At 36.0% G+C, this 24,115-nt stretch carries 18 protein-coding genes and 10 tRNA genes; 13 read left to right on the forward strand and 15 right to left on the reverse strand.

The features are described from left to right. Positions 1–74 precede the first annotated feature (74 nt). Together AACV00_RS10755 and smrB are read left to right on the forward strand one after the other, a co-directional pair. Positions 75–629 (forward strand): Dps family protein, encoded by a 555-nt coding sequence (locus tag AACV00_RS10755; RefSeq protein WP_004250672.1) that lies wholly within the window; start codon positions 75–77, stop codon positions 627–629. Between the two features lie 152 nt (positions 630–781). Further along, positions 782–1,324, forward strand: a complete 543-nt coding sequence (gene smrB, locus AACV00_RS10760; protein ID WP_004243759.1) for an endonuclease SmrB — start codon at positions 782–784, stop codon at positions 1,322–1,324. A gap of 42 nt (positions 1,325–1,366) precedes the next feature. On the opposite strand, the gene sixA is transcribed toward smrB, so the two are convergent. The 4 genes from sixA to AACV00_RS10780 all read right to left on the reverse strand — a co-directional run bounded on the left by sixA (position 1,367) and on the right by AACV00_RS10780 (position 6,291). After that, complete coding sequence (gene sixA, locus AACV00_RS10765) at positions 1,367–1,852, reverse strand: phosphohistidine phosphatase SixA (RefSeq protein ID WP_049199331.1); 486 nt, start codon at positions 1,850–1,852, stop codon at positions 1,367–1,369. Between the two features lie 433 nt (positions 1,853–2,285). Then, positions 2,286–4,454, reverse strand: coding sequence for a fatty acid oxidation complex subunit alpha FadJ (fadJ, locus tag AACV00_RS10770; RefSeq protein WP_049217245.1), 2,169 nt, complete (start codon positions 4,452–4,454; stop codon positions 2,286–2,288). Beyond that, complete coding sequence (fadI, locus tag AACV00_RS10775; RefSeq protein WP_161680430.1) at positions 4,454–5,758, reverse strand: acetyl-CoA C-acyltransferase FadI; 1,305 nt, start codon at positions 5,756–5,758, stop codon at positions 4,454–4,456. Before fadI ends, fadJ begins: the two co-directional genes overlap by 1 nt. A 236-nt stretch (positions 5,759–5,994) precedes the next feature. Continuing rightward, positions 5,995–6,291: a YfcZ/YiiS family protein gene (locus tag AACV00_RS10780; RefSeq protein ID WP_004243769.1), complete on the reverse strand. Its 297-nt coding sequence runs from the start codon at positions 6,289–6,291 to the stop codon at positions 5,995–5,997. A 345-nt stretch (positions 6,292–6,636) separates the two neighbouring features. Here AACV00_RS10780 and fadL point away from each other — a divergent pair, with 345 nt between their 5' ends. After that, entirely contained in the window at positions 6,637–7,998 is a 1,362-nt protein-coding gene (fadL, locus tag AACV00_RS10785; protein WP_049203534.1) for a long-chain fatty acid transporter FadL, read from the forward strand. Positions 7,999–8,073: 75 nt separating this feature from the next. Here the strand turns inward: fadL and mlaA are convergent, their stop codons facing one another. Then, entirely contained in the window at positions 8,074–8,817 is a 744-nt protein-coding gene (gene mlaA / locus AACV00_RS10790) for a phospholipid-binding lipoprotein MlaA (RefSeq protein ID WP_004248410.1), read from the reverse strand. A gap of 1,324 nt (positions 8,818–10,141) precedes the next feature. Between mlaA and AACV00_RS10795 the strand changes: the two genes are divergently transcribed. The 6 genes from AACV00_RS10795 (at position 10,142) to phsC (ending at position 16,688) form a co-directional block, all read left to right on the forward strand. Continuing rightward, complete coding sequence (locus AACV00_RS10795; protein WP_049217248.1) at positions 10,142–10,837, forward strand: fimbrial protein; 696 nt, start codon at positions 10,142–10,144, stop codon at positions 10,835–10,837. A 326-nt stretch (positions 10,838–11,163) separates the two neighbouring features. Then, positions 11,164–11,238: transfer RNA gene (locus AACV00_RS10800), tRNA-Arg, on the forward strand. 228 nt (positions 11,239–11,466) lie between these two features. Continuing rightward, positions 11,467–12,270: a sulfite exporter TauE/SafE family protein gene (locus tag AACV00_RS10805; RefSeq protein ID WP_004250658.1), complete on the forward strand. Its 804-nt coding sequence runs from the start codon at positions 11,467–11,469 to the stop codon at positions 12,268–12,270. Positions 12,271–13,051: 781 nt separating this feature from the next. Further along, positions 13,052–15,331 carry a thiosulfate reductase PhsA gene (phsA, locus tag AACV00_RS10810; protein ID WP_004248412.1) on the forward strand — a complete coding sequence of 760 codons (2,280 nt, stop codon included), beginning with the start codon at positions 13,052–13,054 and terminating at the stop codon, positions 15,329–15,331. 14 nt (positions 15,332–15,345) lie between these two features. Then, complete coding sequence (locus tag AACV00_RS10815; RefSeq protein ID WP_004243779.1) at positions 15,346–15,924, forward strand: 4Fe-4S dicluster domain-containing protein; 579 nt, start codon at positions 15,346–15,348, stop codon at positions 15,922–15,924. Beyond that, positions 15,921–16,688 (forward strand): thiosulfate reductase cytochrome B subunit, encoded by a 768-nt coding sequence (gene phsC, locus AACV00_RS10820; RefSeq protein WP_004248413.1) that lies wholly within the window; start codon positions 15,921–15,923, stop codon positions 16,686–16,688. Before AACV00_RS10815 ends, phsC begins: the two co-directional genes overlap by 4 nt. Positions 16,689–17,258: 570 nt before the next feature. Here phsC and AACV00_RS10825 read toward each other — a convergent pair. From AACV00_RS10825 to AACV00_RS10860, 8 genes are all read right to left on the reverse strand, one after another. Beyond that, entirely contained in the window at positions 17,259–17,561 is a 303-nt protein-coding gene (locus AACV00_RS10825) for a helix-turn-helix domain-containing protein (protein WP_004243781.1), read from the reverse strand. A 2,011-nt stretch (positions 17,562–19,572) separates the two neighbouring features. Continuing rightward, positions 19,573–19,648: transfer RNA gene (locus AACV00_RS10830), tRNA-Val, on the reverse strand. A 14-nt stretch (positions 19,649–19,662) separates the two neighbouring features. Continuing rightward, a tRNA-Lys gene (locus tag AACV00_RS10835) sits at positions 19,663–19,738 on the reverse strand. A 40-nt stretch (positions 19,739–19,778) separates the two neighbouring features. Next, positions 19,779–19,854, reverse strand: a tRNA-Lys gene (locus AACV00_RS10840). Between the two features lie 38 nt (positions 19,855–19,892). Next, positions 19,893–19,968, reverse strand: a tRNA-Lys gene (locus AACV00_RS10845). A gap of 41 nt (positions 19,969–20,009) precedes the next feature. Then, positions 20,010–20,085 (reverse strand) — tRNA-Val (locus AACV00_RS10850). Positions 20,086–20,128: 43 nt separating this feature from the next. After that, positions 20,129–20,204: transfer RNA gene (locus AACV00_RS10855), tRNA-Val, on the reverse strand. Between the two features lie 39 nt (positions 20,205–20,243). Next, a tRNA-Val gene (locus AACV00_RS10860) sits at positions 20,244–20,319 on the reverse strand. 348 nt (positions 20,320–20,667) lie between these two features. Between AACV00_RS10860 and gltX the strand changes: the two genes are divergently transcribed. The 3 genes from gltX to AACV00_RS10875 all read left to right on the forward strand — a co-directional run bounded on the left by gltX (position 20,668) and on the right by AACV00_RS10875 (position 22,422). Beyond that, positions 20,668–22,086: a glutamate--tRNA ligase gene (gene gltX, locus AACV00_RS10865; RefSeq protein WP_004243784.1), complete on the forward strand. Its 1,419-nt coding sequence runs from the start codon at positions 20,668–20,670 to the stop codon at positions 22,084–22,086. A 158-nt stretch (positions 22,087–22,244) separates the two neighbouring features. Then, positions 22,245–22,320, forward strand: a tRNA-Ala gene (locus AACV00_RS10870). 26 nt (positions 22,321–22,346) lie between these two features. Then, positions 22,347–22,422: transfer RNA gene (locus AACV00_RS10875), tRNA-Ala, on the forward strand. 94 nt (positions 22,423–22,516) lie between these two features. Here AACV00_RS10875 and AACV00_RS10880 read toward each other — a convergent pair. Next, positions 22,517–23,269 (reverse strand): SDR family NAD(P)-dependent oxidoreductase, encoded by a 753-nt coding sequence (locus AACV00_RS10880; RefSeq protein WP_012368117.1) that lies wholly within the window; start codon positions 23,267–23,269, stop codon positions 22,517–22,519. A 156-nt stretch (positions 23,270–23,425) separates the two neighbouring features. On the opposite strand from AACV00_RS10880, the gene AACV00_RS10885 reads away from it, so the two are divergent. Further along, entirely contained in the window at positions 23,426–23,866 is a 441-nt protein-coding gene (locus AACV00_RS10885) for a MarR family winged helix-turn-helix transcriptional regulator (RefSeq protein ID WP_004248417.1), read from the forward strand. On the opposite strand, the gene AACV00_RS10890 is transcribed toward AACV00_RS10885, so the two are convergent. Next, positions 23,863–24,084, reverse strand: coding sequence for a DUF3820 family protein (locus AACV00_RS10890; protein ID WP_004243788.1), 222 nt, complete (start codon positions 24,082–24,084; stop codon positions 23,863–23,865). The two genes, AACV00_RS10885 and AACV00_RS10890, sit on opposite strands and share 4 nt — an antisense overlap. Positions 24,085–24,115 lie beyond the last annotated feature (31 nt).

Consider the following 24,115-nt stretch of genomic DNA (forward strand, 5'->3'; position numbering starts at 1 on the left):
TGTTCTGCAATTGGTTGTTCTGTTTACGATGTTGTTCTCTCAATAATACTTTTTCGATTTATTAGGAGATGAAAATGAGCAGTAAAAAACTAACCCCTGCTGAAGTTAATGATGCACATAAACTCCAAACCCGTCCTCTATCTACCCCTACAGATTTAGCACCTAAAGCAACAAAAGAAGTTAGTGCAGCGATGAATGCTATTCTTGCGGATGTGTTTGCTTTATATCTAAAAACAAAGAACTTCCACTGGCATGTGAGCGGTCCTCATTTTCGTGACTATCATCTAATGTTAGATGAACAAGGTGATCAGCTCTTTGCCATGACAGATCCTATTGCCGAGCGTGTACGTAAAATTGGTGGCATGACATTACGCTCTATAGGCCAGATCTCAAAAATGCAACGTATTAAAGATAATGATGCTGAATTTGTTGAACCTTTAGATATGTTAGCTGAGCTATGTCAAGATAATCAATTACTTGCAGCAGAACTGAGAAAAGCACATGTTGTCTGTGATGAAAATAACGATATTTCTACCGCAAGCTTAATTGAAAATTGGATCGATGAAACAGAGCGTCGTACTTGGTTCTTATTTGAAGCTTGTCGACGTGCAGAAACATCAGGGCACTAATTAATCTATTTGCTAGCTATGTGACTATTTTGGCAGGGATCCCCCCTGCCTTTTTTGTTTCATCTATTTAACAATAGTTTTTTATCTCCCCTTATATTTAAGGTACTATTATTTATAGATATAGATGATAGCAATGATGAAGAACGCTAAAAATGAACAAAAAATTCATATTACCTCCTTCAGAAATAGAATTATTTCAGGAGATGATAAAAGGCACCAAAAAGCTCCCACAAGATAAAATACGCCACCAAACACCGCGAAAAAAAGTGACTCATTATCCAACAGAGCGATTACAGCAAGAGCAAATAGATGCTTCTTACTATTTCTCCGATGAGTTTCAACCTAACTTGGCAACAGAAGGCCCGATGCGTTATTTAAGAGAAGGGGCAAATGCGTACGAGCTAAAAAAATTGCGTCGTGGTGATTATGTACCAGAGTTTTTTTTAGATTTACATGGATTAACACAATTAATCGCCAAACAAGAAATTGGTGCCTTAATCGCGGCCTGTAGAAGAGAGCATGTGTATTGTGCCTGTATTATGCATGGGCATGGTAAACATATTTTAAAACAGCAAACCCCTCTTTGGTTAGCTCAACACCCTGATATTATTGCTTTTCATCAAGCACCAAAAGAGTGGGGAGGTGATGCTGCACTATTACTGTTAGTCGAAAATGATGATATTGCGCGTCGTTAACATCACCGAATAAATCAGAACAATATAAATAACATATAGACTTTATTCGGTAATTTGTTTTAAGTTTGCTGGGGAGACTTGCCACAGCAATTTCCCCGAGCCTGTTGATAAATCAAAATCAACACAAGCAATCGTTGAGGTAGAAAACATCGGTGCACTCACTGTTGGACAAAGCTCTGCCACGACATACCCCACTAAAGGTAGATGTGATATAACTAGAATATTGTGATATCCCACTTCCCCTAATGCCCTTAAATAATGAGCAATATGATCAGGATTGCCCCCAGGAATAAGCCCTTCATCGGTTTCTATCTTAGCGGGTAATACTAAGCCTTGTTGCACAACATTCAGTGTTTGTTGTGCCCGCAAATAAGGACTAACTAAAACATAATCAATACTTTGATCTTGCTGTGTCATCCAATTCGCCATGGTTAATGATTCATATTCACCACGCTCTGTTAAAGATCGTAGTGCATCACTGGGCGCATCAAAAGTAGCCTCACCGTGGCGCATAATAAAAATTTGCATAATCAATATAAACCTATTTTGTTGTTATCATTTCTAAGGGTATCAATACATAAAGCAAGTAAGAATAACAAATATCTAGTCTTAACCAAAAGCCCCAAACAAATAATACGCTATTTTAGCCAGTAAATTTGCTCTATTTGGTATATTTTAACACCAAAAAATTATATTTAATCTCTTATTAAAACAAACTGTCTTTAGAATATACCATTGGCATTTATTATCCCCCAAAAACACTTTTCACTCAGCTATCATTAACATTTATGAGCCGATTTTTCATTAATAATAAAACCTTGTTTAATCAGCGCTTAATTTAGCGAAAAATGCCGTAAACCCTCGCCCAATGTGTGAACTGCACCTCAACTATACAGATACAAAAAAAGGCGCATAAGCGCCTTAATCATCATTTCTACTCATTACATTATAGAATAGATAGTTAGCTATAGAATCGTTCATTTAACTTGGCCATTGCCGCTAATCGCTCACATGGCTGGAACTTTTCACCGTATTTTTCAGTTAATTGATTAAGCTTATCGACTATTTTTGTTGTTCCCATACTATCTATATACCGGAATGGTCCACCAAAGAAGGGAGGAAAACCAATACCGAAAACAGCACCAATATCACCATCCCTAGGTTGTTGAATAATGTTTTCATCTAAACAACGAACTGCTTCATTAAGCATAAGCAATAAACAACGTTCGGTTATTTCTGAAGCCGATAACTGATTTTTAGGTTTAACCTGTAATAAGCGATAAATCATCGGATCTGCACGCTTTTTATTTTTTCCTAAAGAGAAAGGTAAGGCATGCTGATTATAGAGATAAAAACCACGACCGTTTTTACGCCCTTTTCTGTCATCCGCAATAACCGCATCCACCGCAGAAGGAGATGCAAAACGCTCACCAAACTCATTGACTAAAATAGGCGTTATTTTAGTACCAATATCAATTCCCACTTCATCTAAAAGTTGAATGGGGCCGACTGGAAAGCCAAATTGAACTAATGCTTTGTCAATATTCTCTATCGTTTCCCCTTCAACCAAACAGGTTAAGGCTTCACTAATATAAGGGGCGAGAATTCGATTGACATAAAAACCGGGTTTATCTCCTACCACAATGGCAACTTTGCCTTGTTTTTTAGCAAAAGCAACGGTTGTGGCGATTGTCTTAGCATCCGTTTTTTCATGAGGGATCACTTCAACTAAGGGCATTTTTTCAACGGGACTAAAATAGTGCAGCCCAATTATTTTTTCTGGATATTGTGCTTTTTCAGCAATTTTATGGATAGGAAGAGAAGAAGTATTTGAAGCAAAGATGATCTTACCTTCACCTAAGGCTTCAATATCAGCCACCATTTTTTGCTTTAAAGCCAAATCTTCAAAAACAGCTTCGACAATAAGGTCAGTTTGATGGAAACCGCTATAATCCAATGTCCCTGATAATAACCCCATTTGTCTTTGGCGTTCACGAGCAGAGAGCCGTTTTTTCTTGACCTTAGTTGATAACGCTTTCCAACTATAGTTAAGTGCCTGCGCAATACCTTTATCACTAATATCTTTAATTCTAACGGGTAAATTACCTTTTGTTGCTGTCACAAAAGCAATACCGCCCCCCATTAACCCCCCACCTAAAATACCTATATGGTGTAAGTTATCTGGCTTTGCAGATGATCCTGTTTCATTTTTCAATACTGTTGAGGCAAAAAAGAGATGCCGTAATGCAGATGAAACCGGGGTCATGGCTAATTCACCAAACGCATTAGCTTCTTCTTTAAAACCTGTTTGAATATCTTTCTCTAAGCCTCGTTCAATAACATGAAGAATACGCTCTGCCGCTGGGTAATGACCTTTGGTTTTAGCTAAAGTGCGCTTTTTAGCTTGATCAAAGAGGATATTCCTTCCTAATGTGGTATTTGCCCAAAAACGCTCCATAATAGTCTGTTTTTTAGCAGCTTTTTTAGCTGTTAAAATCCATTGGGCTGCAACATCTAATAAAATAGCTTGTGGCACAACGTCATCGACTAAGCCAAGCTTGAAAGCCCGTTTGGCATTAATTTGTCGCCCAGTTAAGATCATATCTAAGGCGGTCGTAACCCCTATTAAACGTGGTAATCTTTGGGTTCCCCCCGAACCTGGTAGTAATCCTAATTGAACTTCCGGAAGGCCTAAACGTGTTTTACTGTTATCGGAGCAAATTCGCCCATGGCAGGCTAATGCTAGTTCTAATCCTCCACCTAAACAGGCGCCATTGATGGCTGCGACGACAGGCAAAGGATAATTTTCTAATTGAGTAAAAAGATCTTGTCCTGCTTTTGCTAATGCGGTGGCCTCTTCTTTGGTTTTGCAATCTGCAATCATTGATATATCAGCACCAGCAATAAAATTATCAGGTTTACCTGAGGTGATAATTAATCCTTTTACACCTGAATGTTGCTGAGCCTGTTTTAATACATTTTGAAACTGTTCAACAAAAGCAGCTTTCAGTGTATTGACCTTTTCATCTACAACATTAATGGTGATAATTCCGACCTTATCGGGACGTACTGAAAACTGGAATACCGGTGATTTCTCAGATGAGGTTTGTATCCTTTGTTGAGTCGCCATTATTCCACCTCCAAAATCATCGCTGCACCCAATCCGCCCGCAGCACAAGCTGTTGTTAAACCAAAGCCACCACCTCGGCGTTTCAGTTCATGTAATGTTTGAGTCACCATTCTCGCCCCTGTTGCAGCAAAGGGGTGTCCATAAGCAATAGAGCCACCAAGAACATTGAATTTATCCATATCAACTTCGCCTATTGCTTTTGACAGTCCGAGTTGCTCTTGAGCAAATTTATCACTTGCAAATAAGGTTAAGTTACTCAACGTTTGAGCAGCGAAAGCTTCATGCATATCTATTAGTGTTAAATCACTCAAAGTAAGACCGGCTCTTGATAGTGCTAACGGAGTCGCATAAGAAGGCCCCAGCAACATATCTTTCCAGACATCAATGGCGGTAAAAGCATAACTACGTAGATAACCTAAAGGTTGATAGCCTAAACTTTTGGCAACAGACTCTTTCATCATTAGCACAGCAGCAGCACCATCCGTAAGAGGCGTACTATTAGCCGCTGTCACACTACCGTGGCGCCTATCAAAGGCGGGCTTCAATTTTGCGTAAGAATCAAGTACAGAATTTTTTCGGATATTATTATCTTGATGAAAACCTGATTTATAGGGTGGGAAAAATGCCGTCATAACTTCGTCATTTAATTTTCCCATTTCCCACGCTTTGGCCGCTAATTGATGAGAGCGATGCGCTAATTCATCTTGCGCAACTCTTGAAATATGATGAGTCTTAGCCATCTGCTCAGCAGTATCCCCCATACGTAAACCTGTGGAATACTCAGCCACTGCGGGTGCAACGGGTAGCAGATCACCAAAGCGTAGTTGACTTAAATAACTAAGCCGTTGCCCTAATGTTTTCGCTTTACTTAAACTGAGTAAGACATCGGCTAATTTTTTACTCACGCCAATCGGTAATACAGAAGATGAATCTGCGCCACCAGCAATACCCACTGAAACATGACCTGCCAACATACTTTCAGCCACATTAGCAATAGCCTGAAAACTCGTTGCACAAGCACGGGTTACACTATAAGCATCTGTTTTTACACTTAGCCCTGCGCCAAGTACAATTTCGCGGGCAATATTCGGTGCGGCAGGCATTTGTACTACTTGACCAAACACCAGTTGATCAATAATTTCAGGAGGAATTTCATTACGGATCACTAATTCTTGTACAACCGAGCGCCCCAGCTCAACCGCAGGGATCCCCCGATAAGCGGTTGCTTGTTTAGCAAATGGGAGACGCAATCCACTGACAATCGCAACACGATCTTTTATGGTACTGCTCGCTGATGACTTCATAACGACTCCTGACAAAATGAATTCCTAACACCAAAGAGGTCTGACCTGATTAATAGAGTTAACAAAATTTTCACTTATCAGAAACATCATTTTATAAGAAGTGGGAGTTAGCGCTCATTATTTCATTCAATTAGCTGTAACTCGAAGAAAACAATAAAAGGAAGGAATAAATAATGATAAAAAATAAAAAAGGCTACTGAATTTCAATAGCCTTGAAGAAGTTTAATTTCAAAGGATTAACGTAATCCTAATTGGAAGATCAGATTTTCTGCTTCACAAGAGAAAGTAAAATCAGCGGTTAATTGAACGCCACCTTCGACATCAGCAAATTGATGTTTAATTTGGCAAGGTTCAGATGCAGTGGCATTAGCTTTAGCTGTTAGCTCATTTAACATCGCTTCAGCTTGAGCCTTATCGGCAAAAACGTGCTGATAAGATGCGGTACAATTTTTGTTGTCGATAATAGTACCAACATCAACACAACAACAAGCAGCTGTTTCTTCTGCATTACAACGATTAATTGCGTCTGCCATTTTAGTCTCCCAACAAAAGAAGTGTTAATTATCTATCATAATAGCAAAAAAATAAAATAACCTGCGTTAGCTCAAATTAACCTACAATTTTACAAAAAAAATTGATTTTACTGTTTGTTTAATAAACAAAACCATCTTTATTGGCATTTAATGTAAAATTAATGTTAACTAAATCCCAAATTTTAAATCAAATTGGAAATATATATAAAACAAACTTGCAACATCACCACTATTCATCTTTATACTTAAGCAACTGGTCTGATTTGTCATAGCGACAACCGCACCTAAAATCCAGCGCTTCTAATCAGAAGTTACTTATTTAAAAAAATTATGAGGGTTTAGGTCATGAACCGTAAAAACCTGTTTACTCGCACAGCTCTCGCTGCCATTGTAGGAACACTTTCCTCTTATGCAAGCGCTGCCGGTTTTCAGTTAAATGAATATTCAACTTCAGCACTAGGTCGTGCTTTTTCAGGAGAAGGCGTTATTGCAGATGATGCGAGTGTAGGTAGTCGAAACCCTGCCGCATTGACCATGTTTGATCGTCCTGAGTTTTCCGTCGGTGCTATCCATATTAATCCCAGTGTTGATATTAAAGGTAAATCCCCACTCTCTGGCGCCAGCACTAATGCCGGCGATATCGCCCCAAGTGCTTTAGTCCCCAATATTCACTTTGTTGCGCCTATCAACGATAAATGGGCAATTGGTGCATCAGGTACCACTAACTTTGGTTTAGCTACCGACTTTAAAAAAGATTACCCAGCAGGTTTAATTGGCGGAAAAACTGATTTAAAAACCATGAACTTAAATTTAAGTGCAGGTTATCGAGTTAATAAACAATTTAGTGTCGGTTTAGGCTTAAATGCGCTCTATGCTGATGCTGAAATTACCCGCCATGTAGGTGAAGCCGGTAAGCTATTGGGTGGTACCTTATCTCAACATCCAGATCCTAACTATCAGGGATTAGGCCGTTATTTATCAAGCTTATCGCCAAGTGATCGCTTTGCACAATTAAAAGGGGATGCTTGGGGCTTTGGCTGGAACGCCGGTTTATTATATGAGTTTGATGAAGATAACCGTATTAGCTTCACTTATCGCTCTAAAGTAAAAGTGAAATTTAAAGATGGTGATTATCAAAGTGATATCCGCTCATTACCCGCACTAGAAGGTATGGGAGTGATTGGTACTAATGGAGACACCATCAAAGGTAAATTAGACCTTAACCTACCGGAGATTTGGGAATTTGCCGCTTACCACCGTGTCGCCCCTAAATGGGCTGTCCATTATAATTTAGCTTATACCAGTTGGAGTGAGTTTAAAGAGTTAAGAGCAACACGTAAAAGTGATGGTCAACAACTCTTCAACAAAGAAGAAGGCTTCCGTGATGCATGGCGTATTGCATTAGGAACCACTTATTACCATGATGATAATTGGACATTCCGCACCGGTATTGCCTTTGATGATAGTCCTGTTCCTGCGGATAAACGCTCTATCTCGATCCCTGACCAAGATCGCTTCTGGTTAAGTGCAGGGGCAACCTACGCATTTAATAAAGATATGTCTGTGGATGTTGGTTTAGCCTATATGCACGGTAAGAAAGTGACGATTAAAGAGAAGCTATCTGAAAGCTTACCATTGCCGGCTTATGAATTTGAATCATCAGGTAAAGCATGGTTATACGGTATGAACTTTAACTATCGCTTCTAAGCTGATTTGCTACTTTAAATACAAAAAATGGTCTTAAAAAAGACCATTTTTTATTTAAACAACCAGATAAACAGATTAATCGATAGAATCTAAATCATCTTCAATCGCTTTTGCGTTTGGATTTTCACCTGTTTTCCCGCCATTAGCATCGAAATCATTTTTTTGGAAATAGGCTTCACGCATCATTAAATATGGATCAGATGAGTTTTGTAAAATTGCATCTGAATCTAATAATTGAGCTCGCGTTTCAATACCTTCAAGGGCCCATTTACCCGCAGACATCCAGAAAGTGAGGTAACTCAGTACTGGATAGGTGGCATCAGCCCAATCGCCCCCCTCTTCTCGCACTGTAAAGCTGCCATAGCCCGGTAATACCACATAAGGGCCATATCCCACACCATAATGCCCTAACGTACTACCAAACCTTACAGGAACTTCTTTTTCCATTGATTCTCTAGACATTCCTGCAACATCGATTAAACCACCAATACCAAATACGGTATTGATCCAAAAACGTCCGAAATGCTTAGCCCCTTTTTCAAAATCTCCACGTAAGATGCTATTTAGCATACTTGCTGGCTCTTCAAGGTTACCTAAGAAATTCGATAGTCCATTACGTGCTGGTGGTGGAACATAATCACGCCATACTACGGCTACAGGTCGTAATACGTAAGGATCTAAAACATAATAGTTAAAATTAAACATCTGGCGGTTAAACCCTTCCAAGGGATCAGAACGACTGTCACCATTGTTAGGTGTGCTTGCACATCCTGAAAGTAAAGCTACTAAAAGAGCAACACCGCACAGGCGATACTTCATAATGTTCTCCGCTAACTGTCCTATGATAATCAGAGCATAGGTCACTATTCATCATCTTTACATATAATACTGTCAATAGGCGATAAGTGATACTGTTATTCGTTTTTAATCTTATAAGAACATTCGGGATTTATTTTTACCCAATAGAGCTAACTATGCCCCATTGACAAAAATATTTTAGATTGTTTTTTATGCACAATACCTATAGTTACATAGTTCAAAAAGAAGTAATTCGCAATAATCAAGCTAAGAATTTTCTTACCTTAAAGTATCTATCTATATAAAAAATACGCTATTTTATTTGTTATTTTTATCCATTTTATATCAAGAAATAAAAAAACATAAAGATACATATACAAATTTCCCTATCCAAATAAAACATAAAAATAATTTATCAATAATTTTTAATTATAATAAGCAAAATTAGAATAGATTAAAGATAGTCATAAATAGATAAAATAAAGATATCATGATTAGGCTATCAATAGCTAAATTATCATTTTCGATATTAGGATATAATGAAGAAAAATTTCTCTATTTTTCCTTGCTGACCCATTATATCATCAAGTTTTACCAGATACCTTCAGCTAAGTTACAAATTAATCGAGATATCAAGCCACCAACATGCACTATCAATTATTCCTGAAAATGCTAAGTATGCATTAGGCTCTCAACGTAGCGATATTAAAACATCCTGTAATGTAGATACTTTTTTAACATTTACAGTTTCAGATTTGTTTGTAGAAAATAAAGCTAACACATGGAAAAAACTTTAGTGTAATTTTAGAAACTAGAGGAGCAGAAAGTAATGTAATTTATTGATATATAAATCAATTAAAAAACCTCTAAATAAAATATAGATATTCCTGAAGAATTTAGATTATATAGGTCAAGCTACTATTACATTTAATTTTGGCGTTTAACATTTAAACAAAATGAGTAATAAATATAACATTATAAGTAAGCCATTATTAATAATCTCTTTTTGATACCCCACTAAATATAAAATCAAAAAACGTTAAAAAATTTATTGCTCATTATTAAAATATACAGAAATAAAAACATCCCCATTAACGAAATGATTATACTTTTTATAACAATATTTTTAACAATCACTCTACGCTTTACTTAAAAGTAAACATTTTATGATTGCTTTAATTAGACACTATTTAATAAATATACTTCAATCGCATCATTATTTGATCAAATAGACTAAAATAAAAGAAAATATTTAATTTTAAAACTTAAATAATAATTTAAAAGGGATATCATGTGATCCTCTAACTTAATAATTCATTACTCACTCTCGGAAAGGAAGCGTAAAATGAAAAAGAATTTTCTCTATTTTACCTTATTTACGGCTATATCAACATCAGCACTGGCTGTAACACCTTCAGCTCAATTACAGATCAATGGGGATATAAAACCGCCAACTTGTACAATCAATAGTTCTAACAATACAGAAGTTGTCTTTGACTATGGCCGCATATCGCCAAGCTTGATACCACAATCTTCAAACTATCAATATGTGGATATGAAACCAGAAACAAGCATCAGTATTGAATGTGATGCTAAAACTTATTTGACTTTTATACCTACTGACACATATGGTGATGTAGATCTTGATTATAATACTAGTTTTGATAGTGCTTGGTTTCGCTTAGTTGATAAAGCCAACCCAGATAAAGCTGTTGGGGCTTCATTTTTTAATTGGAAAGATGCAACTGTTGACGGAAAAACGGCTTTTATAAGCCGAGCAACACCTAAAACAGCTGAAGTAGGGGTATCTGTCTTAGTTAAAAATAATATTCATGGGTGGACATCAGAGCAACAAGAGGATGTATCAGCCGCATCTCTTAAATTAGTCTCAGGTGAAATCTTTACCACAAAATTTATACCAGGAATATCATCTCATACATTCATTCTTTCTCGTGATAAGCTAGCTAAAAAAGCGATAGATATTAGTAATGGACTCGATTTTATTGGTGAGGCCGTATTAACATTCTCTTTCGGTGTTTAAAAAGTTTAACAAAAACACTCTCACTATATTAACAAGCTATTAGCTTGTATACATTAAACGGGTAGGAGCCTTCTTTATTTTATTCCCCTCCCGTTTATTGCTTTAATTTTTTATGACTCATTCAATTAACCTACTAATTTTATATTTATCATTTTTATTACGATCTACTGTGACAATATAAAAATATAGAAATAGCGATTAAGGCAGTATTATCATTGATTACAAAATAAACCTTGCTAACTCAATGACTAAATACCTTGATCCCTCCACCACAAAAACGGTACTATACGGACACTGAGAAACAGTTAAGCACCCTCTCGCAAAATGTTCCCTTAGTTAAATGGATATAACGAGCCCCTCCTAAGGGCTAGTTACAGGTTCGATTCCTGTAGGGAACGCCAATTATAACAACCTATCATTTTACCCACTGTTTATTCTCGCTATAAAGAATAGGTTATTTATTAACAACACCCAATGAGAGTTTGGTGATTTAATAAAGCCTTATCAAAAATAATAACCTTTATTGTCGATAATTTGGCCTAAATTCCTATTTCACTGTCTGCACCACAGAAGTAAATCAAATCTATATTCGGTAGCTTATATCACCTGTTATGGACAGGAGAATTTAAATGATACTTTGGCTGATCTCTTTTGGCTTAATTTCAGGTATTACTACATGGTTATTTGGTTTTGGCGGTGGTTTTGTTACTGTGCCCCTACTCTATACTTTGATTCTTACACTTTGGGCTGGTGATAGTTTAGCGGGTGAACATGCTATGCAAATTGCTGTGGCTACCTCTGCGCTCATTATGTTGTTTTCCGCTATTATTACGACCCTAAAACACCATAAGGCGAAAAAAATAGATTGGAAATTAATTATGATCTTATTTTGGGGGATTGCATTCGGTGGGATCTTCGGTGCCTTACTTGCCTCATCCGTCCAAGGTGAATGGATCCGATGGATTTTTATTGGCTATCTATTCCTTACTATCTTAGATTGCTATTTTCGCCCCGGATTTATGGCGCCACGCAAAGAAATACAAAAAGTAACCAACAAAAAAGAAGCGTTAACTGGCACTATTATTGGCATTATTGCAGCTTTTTTAGGTGTAGGTGGCAGTGTTATGACCGTACCTTTATTACGCCGTAGAGGTATGTCAATGACTCAATCGGCTGCCATGGCAAACACATTGACATTCCCTTTAGCATTAACGGCAACACTCACTTATATCTTATTGTCTTTCACTACCCCGTTAGGGGATAGCGCTGGATTTGTTGGCTATATTTGGATAAAAGCAGCCGTTATTCTAATCTGTAGTACATGGATAGGATTAAAAATAGCTGAACGTTTTTTATCACGTATACCGGATAAATGGCATGCTAGAGTTTATCCGCTGTTATTGATATTGGTGTTAGTCGTTATGCTGAACTAACCCGCTAACATACCTCTGGACAAGGCAATTCTTATCTATCTGTATTGCCTTTAATATTTCACACAAAAGTGAAATTGTTACATTTACTCGACTCAATAGTAGCGTATTTTGACACCCTAGATACAACCCAATAACCATTAATATAATTAATTAAAAATTATACATAATGAATAATATATTATAATTTATCTTATCTTTTTTATGATGGCATAATTATCTACCTCTTAGATAAATTAAATCTTAATTGACATTTAATTCTATCTTTTATAGATATTTCATTATTAAAATAAGACATTATAGCAAATATAATAAAATAGCTTCTTTAGCTTAAGAAAATTAAAAAACTTATTTAGTCTTTATTTTAATAACAATTTAATTACAATTAAACCTCTCACCGATATATATAAAAATACATATCGATTGAAAATTATATCAATATTTTTTCTTACCTTAATAATATATTATAGATACACTTTAAAAGAATAAATCATTCCTATAACCATATGAATATTAAAGGCATGGTTATTTTTTTATAAAAGTCTTAATTCATTTCCTTTAACAATATCCAGCCCCTAACTAATACCTTAGAAGAAAATAATTATCATTTTAGTTTGTCTCTATTTGTTAAATTATTTTATGATATTTATTAACTTCTTTGTTGCTATTATTTATTATTTCCAACTAACTCATCACTTATTAATGAATAAATTGAAGACACCATCAAATATTTATTTAACCAACTGTATATAATATTTAGCTATAAGAAGAAACTGGAGGTTATATGAGTATTAGTCGTCGTTCTTTTATTAAGGGGATGGGTATAGGATGTGTTGGTTGTACGGTGGGAAGTTTACCACCAGGGGCCCTCGCACTTAATCCAGTAACATCTCTTAAGGGTCAGTCTAAATTAACACCAAGTTTGTGTGAGATGTGTTCTTACCGTTGTCCTATAGAAGCTCAGGTTGTTAATAACAAAACTGTCTTTATCCAAGGTAACCGAAATTCACCTCATCAAAAAACTCGAGTCTGTGCGAGAGGAGGCAGTGGTGTTAGCCTTATTTATGATCCGAAACGCATTGTAAAGCCCATGAAACGCAAAGGCCCTAGAGGTGCCGGAGAATGGGAAGTTATTAGCTGGGAACAAGCTTATACAGAAATTGCCGAAAAGATGGCAAGCATCAAACAACATTATGGTGCTGAAAGTATCTTTTTCTCATCAAAATCAGGCTCTCTTTCCTCTCATTTATTTCATTTAGCGGCGGCATTTGGGTCACCAAACACCTTTACGCATGCATCAACTTGTCCTGCGGGCAAAGCCATTGCTGCATCGGTAATGATGGGTGGTGATTTAAAAATGGATCTCGCAAATTCTAAATATATTCTTTCTTTTGGTCATAATCTTTATGAAGGAATTGAAGTTGCAGAAACCTATGAATTAATGACGGCACAAGAGCGTGGTGCAAAATTAGTCAGTTTTGATCCTCGATTGTCTGTTGTTTCCAGTAAAGCAAATGAGTGGTTTGCTATCCGACCAGGTGGCGACTTACCTGTTCTAATGGCCATGTGTCATATTATGGTAAAAGAAAATCTTTATGATAAAGATTTTATAGAAAAATTTACTGTCGGTTTCCCTCAATTAGTGGAAGTATTACAAGATACCACGCCTGAATGGGCACAAGCTCACTCTGATGTTCCCGCAAAAGATATTATTCGCATAACACGCGAAATTGCAGCTAAAGCTCCTCACGCATTAGTCATGCCAGGCCATCGCGCAACCTTTAATAAAGATGAAATTAATATGCGCAGAATGATCTTCACCTTCAACGCCCTACTGGGAAATATTGAACGTGAAGGTGGCATGTATCAAAAGAAAGCTGCTGCAAAATATAATAAATTAGCGGGCATCGACGTTGCGCCTGAATTAGCTAAACCAACCGTTAAAGGAATGCCTAAAATTACGGCAAAACGCGTCGATGCTACAGCGCCTCAATTTAAATATATCAATAAAGGCGGCGGTATTGTTCAATCTATCATTGACTCCACACTCCATGGTGTACCTTACCAAACCAAAGCTTGGATTATGTCACGCCATAATCCATTTCAAACAGTAAGTTGCCGACCTGATCTAGAAAAAACAGCCCAAAAACTCGACTTAATTGTCAGTTGTGATGTGTATTTAAGTGAAAGTGCATCTTATGCAGATTATCTGTTACCAGAAAGCACTTATTTAGAAAGAGATGAAGAGATTTCTGATGTCTCTGGTTTAAATCCAGCTTATGCATTAAGACAGCAAGTTGTCGAACCTATTGGTGATACTAAACCAAGTTGGTTAATTTGGATGGAATTAGGAAAAAAACTGGGATTAGCGAGTTATTTTCCTTGGGAAAACATGGGAGTTCGTCAACTTTATCAAGTTAAAGGGGATGAAAATCTCTATAAAGAGATCCACCAAAAAGGCTATTTATCTTATGGTATTCCGCTACTTTTACGTGAACCATCCTATGTAAAAGCCTTTGTTGCACAATACCCAGATGCTATCAAACATGTTGATAGTAACAATATGATGGAAAAATCTCTTTCTTTTAAATCACCAAGTGGTCTTATTGAGATCTATTCGGAAGAGTTAGAAAGTCTATTAGAGAATTATGGTATTCCTCGTTTCCATAACTTCCCATTAAAACAAAAAGATGAACTCTATTTTATTCAAGGAAAAGTCGCAGTACATACCAATGGCGCGACTCAATATGTACCTTTATTAGCAGAGCTAATGTGGAAAAATCCTGTCTGGTTACATCCTGATACTGCAAAAAGTCATGGAATTAAGCATGGTGATGAGATCATTTTAGAAAATAGCGTAGGCAAAGAGAAAGCCCATGCCTTAATTACCACAGGTATTCGTCCTGACACAGTGTTTGTCTATATGGGTTCAGGCTCTAAGACCGGCGAAAAAACGCCAGCAACCACAAATGGGATCCACTGCAGTAGTTTATTACCTCATGAAATTAGCCCTGTTTCAGGCACTGATGTACATACTTCAGGCGTCAAAATTAGTCTGGCTTAAGGAAAAAAATAACGATGAATAGCAACTCTAAACAATTTGTCATGCTACACGATGAAAAACGTTGCATTGGCTGCCAAGCTTGTACCGTAGCATGTAAAGTCATCAATGATATTCCTGAAGGATACAGCCGACTACAAGTACAAATTCAAGGCCCTCATAATGATGAGGCAGGAGATCCACATTACCAATTTTTCCGAGTTTCCTGTCAACATTGTGAAGATGCGCCTTGCGTTTCTGTCTGCCCTACAGGTGCTTCATTTATTGATGAAAATGGCATTGTACAGGTTAAAAAAGAGCTCTGTATTGGCTGTGATTACTGTGTTGGTGCTTGTCCTTATCACGTTCGATATATCAATCCATTAACACACATTGCTGATAAATGTAATTTCTGTGCTGATACTCGACTAACAGAAGGTGAGTTACCTGCTTGTGTAACGGTATGCCCAACTGATGCATTGGCATTTGGTCGCATTGACTCACCCGAGATCCAAGCTTGGATCAAACAGAAATCCGTTTATCAATACCAATTAGATAATGTCGGAAAACCAAATTTATTCCGCCGTAAAGAGATCCATCAGGGAGATAAAGCATGACAAGTATCTGGGGAGCCGAACTCTATTATACGCCAGATTACTGGCCTGTATGGTTAATTGCAGCAGGTTTGATCATTGTCGCCATGATAGCCATATTGGTGCTACATGGTTTTTTACGTTATGCACTGGCACCTAAGCAAAGTGGTCACTATGAAGAAGAGCGTGTTTACTTATACTCTAAAGCCATTCGTTTTTGGCATTGGGGTAATGCCTTACTGTTCATTCTTCTATTAATCAGTGGATTGTTAGGCCATTTTTCTATCGGTAATGTTCCATCGATGGTACTACTACATAAAATCTGTGGTTTTATTCTCATCGCTTTTTGGATAGGTTTTGTTGTAATTAACCTAACCACAAATAATGGTGTACATTACAAAGTCAGACCGCAAGGATTAATTGGACGCTGTATCAAGCAAGCTCGCTTTTATCTTTATGGTATTATGAAAGGTGAACCACATCCTTTTGCCGCGACTGCAACAGATAAATTTAACCCTCTCCAACAACTTGCTTACTTAGGTGTTATGTTTGGGTTAGTTCCACTACTTCTTATCACAGGAGTACTATGCTTATACCCTGAAGTCCTAGGTTATGGCTATTGGATGTTAAAAGTACACTTTATATTAGGCATCGTTGCACTCATGTTTATTTGTGCGCACTTCTACTTATGTACTTTAGGCGATACCTTTACACAAACATTCCACAGCATGATTGATGGGCATCATCGACATCAAAAACATGGTGAAAGCACAACAACAAAAAATTGATAATTAGCTTTTGATAATTATTAATATCCCCATGCCTGCTTATCGAGCAGGCATTTTTACGTATTGGTATTTTTAGCTAAGATCACTGATACGTAAAAATACAGAATATTCTCCTATTCACTACGATTTTTTTATTTATTATTAACAGAACAAAATTGATATAGCTTAATTTTCTAAAAATTAATCTTTTTATGATGATATTCTACTAAATTAGTATTTTTTTGAACTAGCTAGTTTTTATTTTTACTAAAAATTTTTATATATTAAAAAATATAATTAACCAATCTTTTATATAAAGATTTTTTAGTCATAAATAACAGTAAAAAATAGCGACAAAAAAAATATGTTATAGGTAATGGTCAATATTATTATACTAATGGAATAATTTAGATATTCTTATTACTATTAAAAAATAAAAATGCCCATTAAGGGCATTTTATTTAGATTCAAGGCGTAAATGATAATAAGATAATTCTTATTATTAAATAATTAGATTAACACTCTCATAAGAATCATCTTATTTATCTAATTATTTGTATACTAGCTAACTTTCTAATTAAAAGCTTGCAATCAGAAAATAGAAAGAGCCTTATTGTCGAAATGAGCTGGGATATGTTGTTCATTATTCTCAGGAACATCAACCATACCCCCCATAACATCTTCAAAGAAGTTACCTATATTAATGCCTAACACATCAAGGACTTTAACTAAGCAATCAATGTCGATACGATTAACTCCGCGTTCGTAGCGAAATAATTGCTGTTCACTAATATCGATTTCTTTTGCTAACTGAAATACGGTATAACCTTGAGATTTTCTTAATGATTTTATTTTTTGTCCAACAGCGTAAGCAACTGGATACTTGTTACTCATAATATGTTCTCGCTTTTCACTTTGATTGATATCTAATTTATAATAGTGCGGGCCATCATTAATAATATATGAAAAAATATAATATCATGGGCACCTTTTTTAATTTTATTAAAATAATATTTTGACTTGATAAGAGTATTACAATTCATAACAACACTTATCATATGTAAATAATATACTACGCATTTAAACACTTTCAACCAGTCAAAAAATGACAATAATAACTAACACCTTTACTCTCACTAGTTATTAATACCTAGGAGAAGTCACAAATCCAATATTAATCAATAGGTTATAATATATTAAATATAAATATAGTCTTTTTTTATCTTTAGAATTACTCATGTATTAGATTTATATTCTATCAATGCAATAATTTACGAATAAATATATCAAATTGATAAAAAAATAATCAATAAATTTCAGTCTAATTTATTTAAATTTGTGAATTAACCTCGTTAATAGAACATTTTTTACATTTTTACAAAAAATATTGAGCAATCTCAATAAATTCTAATTAATACAAAATGACACAGATTAAAACCAATAGAAACAATTAGTTACATAATTTTCATAAAGTAATAGAACTCGATCTAATTTTAAACATTTGTTAATTAATTTATATAAGCATAAACACTTAGCGTTAGAGTACTTATTAAATTTAAATAAATTTCCAATTATTATTTACTATAATTTGAATTATAATTTCCTTTATGGATTATTATTTATTTATATTTTTTCTTGTTCTCTTATTAAAGATAATCCAAATAGAAAAAGACCATAAAAAGAAGAATAAATGATAAAAACTATTTTATATCATATGGTTATAATACATTTCTTAATTTATAGAACATCTAATGTTCTACTAAAAACATGCCAGCATAGCTTTTTGCCACCTTCCGCAAACCACATATTTAAACAAAAGAACTTCTTATCAGTTATTGTAACTTAGGGTAAATATTTGCTATATTAAGCTGTTAAATGACCATTTAACAATGATCTCATTTTGTTAAAAATTCAAAATTAGATAATCCTTTAATCCTAAGTGTAAATACTTATTTCTTATAAAGTGTATTTTTGCCTCTCTGCAAACATTAATATTTTTATATAATTTATCTTTCTGCTATATACACAATTTTCTCTTTTTTCGTGTAAAAAAGGAATTTCCCCCTTTAAGACAACATCTAAACAAATGAAAATGTCGTTTATTGGCATAGATCATTTTCTTTTGAATTCATAAGGATAGCGATTTGATAAAAATCAATAATTAAAATAAACGTTTAAAATCAACAAATTAATATAAAAATTTTGTTCAAAAAATAGCACCAAAAAAAACGATATTTCAGAAAAAACACATAATAATTTTTAATTAAAAAGATAATTTGGTTACAAACCACATAAAAATATTAAGGGTGTTTACTGTAAAGGATAATTTTGAATTATTTTTATTTTAACCCATATAAAAACCATAATACGTATAATTAACTAATAATAAAAAAATACTTTTTTTTAAAATTAATTTAAAAATCTTATCTATATCAAGGCGATAAAAAATGAATATCCTTGACGTTGCTATTTTTAAACTATCTTATAAGCAATTAAATAACCTATGTACACTCAATAAAAGTATCATCTTAGCTATTTCTCTCAGTAATTTTGCTAATCCTTTTAAATAATCATTTCATCATCAATCTTTTTAACACTACTAGTAGGGTAAATAAGTCGGTAATCAACCCCTGATAGCACAAAAATAATTCAGACCGATAAATAGGAGAACAGAACAGGGATCACAGCTCGATATAAAACCACCAAGTAGACAGACAGATAGATAGATAGATAGATAGATAGATAGATAGATAATATAGATAAGATAGATAGGTCGATGTAGTCTAGTAACAGACCTGAATACAAAATGAGTGCTATGATAAGGATAAGGATAAGGATAAGGATAAGGATAAGGATAAGGATAAGGAATAATAAAGGAATTTTTATCGAATGATATAAAAAGAAGTGGTGGGCGGTATTGGGCTCGAACCAACGACCTCCTCCTTGTAAGGGAGATGCTCTACCAACTGAGCTAACCGCCCGCTTAATTATTAAATGGTGGGTCGTGGGCGACTCGAACGCCCGACCAATTGATTAAAAGTCAACTGCTCTACCGACTGAGCTAACGACCCATTTAATAATTTTACGTAAAACTTGAGGTAGTATTGTGAATGGTGGGTCGTGGGCGACTCGAACGCCCGACCAATTGATTAAAAGTCAACTGCTCTACCGACTGAGCTAACGACCCGTCACAATGTTCACTACTCTTTGTTGTATATTTAGGAATGGTGGGTCGTGGGCGACTCGAACGCCCGACCAATTGATTAAAAGTCAACTGCTCTACCGACTGAGCTAACGACCCATACCTAACTGTGTGATATTGCGTAAAATAACCGGATGAAGTGGTGGGCGGTATTGGGCTCGAACCAACGACCTCCTCCTTGTAAGGGAGATGCTCTACCAACTGAGCTAACCGCCCACTTCATAATGACTAAATTCTCATTACCACGCTTTAATGTAATTGGTGGGCGGTATTGGGCTCGAACCAACGACCTCCTCCTTGTAAGGGAGATGCTCTACCAACTGAGCTAACCGCCCAATTACATTAAATAATACAACTATCACAACGAATAATAATGGTGGGCGGTATTGGGCTCGAACCAACGACCTCCTCCTTGTAAGGGAGATGCTCTACCAACTGAGCTAACCGCCCGTCGTGATGGGGTGCATTATAGGGATACTGCGCTATGAGTCAACGATTTTTATCGGTTTTTTATCGTAAAAATGATCGTTCGTTTTATTTTTAGTCAAGATGCTTTTTTTAGCACCATAACTGACACAGCAATTAACCAAAATAATCCGTTGTTGTTACTTCGTCAAACAAAAAATAACCTATTTGAAATTTTTCTGCAGGTTAAAAGCTTAATGCCATTGAGGAATTAGCATCCAGTGATAAAATAAAGCAACAATTTCGTTTTTTTGATAATCACGGTTACTTATCTTCTATTTTTGGCTCCTTATATAAGAAAGAATATAAGTAAAACGTACTAAGGCAATCTCAATGAGTAAAATAAAAACCCGTTTTGCACCAAGTCCTACAGGCTATCTACATGTTGGTGGTGCTCGTACTGCACTGTATTCCTGGTTATTTAGCCGTCACAACAAGGGTGAGTTTGTACTGCGTATTGAAGACACCGATTTAGAACGTTCTACTCAACCTGCCATTGATGCAATTATGGACGGTATGAATTGGTTAAATCTAAACTGGGATGAAGGTCCTTACTATCAAACCAAACGCTTTGATCGTTATAATCAAGTTATCGATCAAATGTTAGCAGCTGGTACTGCTTATCGTTGTTATTGTTCTAAAGAACGTTTAGAGAAACTACGTGAAGATCAAATGGCGAAAGGTGAGAAACCTCGCTACGATGGTTGTTGCCGTCACGGTGATCACAACCATACCCCAGATGAACCTCATGTAGTTCGTTTTTTAAATCCTCAAGAAGGATCTGTGATTTTTGATGACAAAATTCGTGGCCCGATTGAGTTTAGTAACCAAGAGCTTGATGACTTAATTATCCGTCGTACTGATGGTTCACCTACCTATAATTTCTGTGTAGTGATTGATGACTGGGATATGGAAATTACACACGTTATTCGTGGTGAAGATCATATCAACAATACCCCACGTCAGATCAATATATTAAAAGCACTTGGTGCTCCAGTACCTGAATATGCACACGTATCCATGATCTTAGGTGATGATGGTAAAAAATTATCTAAACGCTATAACGCAGTAAGTGTAATGCAATATCGTGATGACGGTTATTTACCAGAAGCGTTATTAAACTACTTAGTACGTTTAGGTTGGTCTCATGGCGACCAAGAGATCTTTAGCATCGATGAAATGATTAAAGATTTCACTTTAGAAGCTATTAGTAAATCAGCAAGTGCGTTTAATACTGACAAATTACTTTGGTTAAACCATCACTATATTAATACCTTACCTGCTGAACAAGTAGCCGTACACCTAGATTGGCATATCAAACAACAAAATATTGATACTAGTAATGGCCCATCACTGGTTGAATTGATTAAATTACTCGGCGAGCGTTGCAAAACATTAAAAGAGATGGCGGAAAGTTGTCACTACTTTTATGTCGACTTTGATAGTTTCGAAGAAACCGCGGCGAAAAAACACTTACGTCCTGTCGCTCGTCAACCATTAGAAGTAGTTCGTGATAAATTATCAGCAATTACTGATTGGACAGCGGAAAATGTACATAAAGCAATCCAAGAAACCGCTGAAGAATTAGAAGTTGGTATGGGTAAAGTCGGTATGCCTCTACGTGTTGCTGTCACAGGTGCGGGTCAATCTCCTGCACTAGATGTTACTGTTCATGCTATTGGTAAAGCTCGTAGCATCGCTCGTATTAATAAAGCATTAGATTTTATTACTGACAGAGAAAATCAAGCTTAATTGAGCTGATTATCTTATTTCACAACGAAGAGTCGTCACTTATTTTTAAGCAGCGACTCTTTTTTTGTATTCTTTTTCATCAATCAATAAATAATGTGAGATTAAGTGATTGACAGCATTGTGCTTGTTGCCTATTATCAAGCCCGTTCCAGTATGTTGGGGCTATAGCTCAGCTGGGAGAGCGCTTGCATGGCATGCAAGAGGTCAGCGGTTCGATCCCGCTTAGCTCCACCAATATACTTTTGAACAATCCATTATGTGGGGTTATAGCTCAGTTGGGAGAGCGCTTGCATGGCATGCAAGAGGTCAGCGGTTCGATCCCGCTTAGCTCCACCAGAATCTTAAGATCCTGAAGAGAAATCTTCAGGATTTTTTATTTTCACCAATGTATTCACTTACTTAGTGATTCACACTACCCGCAAAGATAAAACTACTGCGCAGTATATCCCCCATCTACCGCATAAAAAGCGCCTGTTGAAAAACTACTCTCATCTGAAAGTAAAAAAGCCACCATATTAGCCACTTCTTTTCGCGTTGCCATTCTCTTCATCGGATGTGTTGATGCCATCCATTGACGAACTTCATCCGGTAACTGTTGCATTCGCGGTGTGTCTACATACCCAGGCCCTATTGCATTCACACGTATACCTTGCTGTGCAAATTCCAAGGCAGCTGAACGGGTGATCCCTAACACAGCATGTTTGGCTGCAGTATAAGCAGAAATTCCGGCAATACCGACAATACCATTTGTCGAAGATAAATTAACGATACTCCCTCCACCACTTCTTAGTAAGGCCGGAATACCATATTTCAATCCGTAAAATACGCCGTTAATATCGGTATCCATAACCGCTTTCCAATCATCAATATTATAATCAACAATCGATGTATTATGCGGACCTGTAATACCTGCATTATTCACTAATCCATGTAATGCGCCTGTTTGTGCTAATATTGCTTCAAACATGCTTTTAACTTGCTCAGGTGATGTCATATCTGCTTGTAATGCTATGACTTTTTCACCTGTAGGATCGATTGTGTAAGCGGTTTTTTTAACCTGTTCTAATTGTCGTCCACTTATAAAGACTGTTGCACCCGCTTGATATAATCGTTGGGCAACGCCTTCCCCTACTCCTGTTGCAGCCCCAGTCACTAACACCGTTTTGCCTTCAAAATAACTCATATTCACCTCAGTTCACTTAGTTTAAGTAATTAACTTTAGTTAATCATGTTAAATAGGATATTTGATTAACTAAAGTTAATCAATATAAATTTTCTTCAGCTAAAATGAGCTGTTATTATTAACTTCAATTAATTTGATAGAAAAATGTAGGTACTAATGGAGCAACTTGAGCTAGAAAACGCCCTATCGCTTTTACAGTGTACTCTGGTTGCACAACGCACCCGTTATACACCAGAGCAAGTAACTTGGGGACAATATGATATTTTAGAATTATTGCGTTTACGCGGTGATTTAACGCCATCTCAACTTTGTGAAATTTTAGCTATCTCACGCCAAAATTTATCTAAGTTTATGCGAGGATTAAAATCATTAGGTTTTATTGCTCAGGATCGTTCTAAGAAAGATAAACGTGAATTAATTACGCATTTAACAGATGAAGGTAAAGCTTTTTTAGCAAGAGCCGCTTTAGGCCGAAAACAGAACGCACAGAAGCTACAAGCGCAATTAACACCTGCAGAACAAGCTATGTTTATTGAATTGAGTCATAAAGTGATTAACGCACTAATAGCGGATAAGTTACCTACAGAGCCTGATTAACGCGACTGCTTTAATGGTTTTAGTAACCCTTCTAAGCCATCAATTTTAATTGCTAGGGTCATTTCCATTAGTTGCCCTAGCTTTCCTTCAGGGAAGGTGCCTTTCTTGGCAAACCACAATAAATACTCTTCAGGTAAATCCACCAGCATTCGCCCTTTATATTTACCAAATGGCATTTGTGTGTTGGCTATATCAATAAGATGCTGTTTTTCTAGCATGATCTCTATCGCTTTATCGAGAAGGAATGAT

The organism is Proteus sp. G3927, from assembly GCF_963894685.1.
Taxonomy (GTDB): Bacteria; Pseudomonadota; Gammaproteobacteria; order Enterobacterales; family Enterobacteriaceae; genus Proteus; species Proteus mirabilis.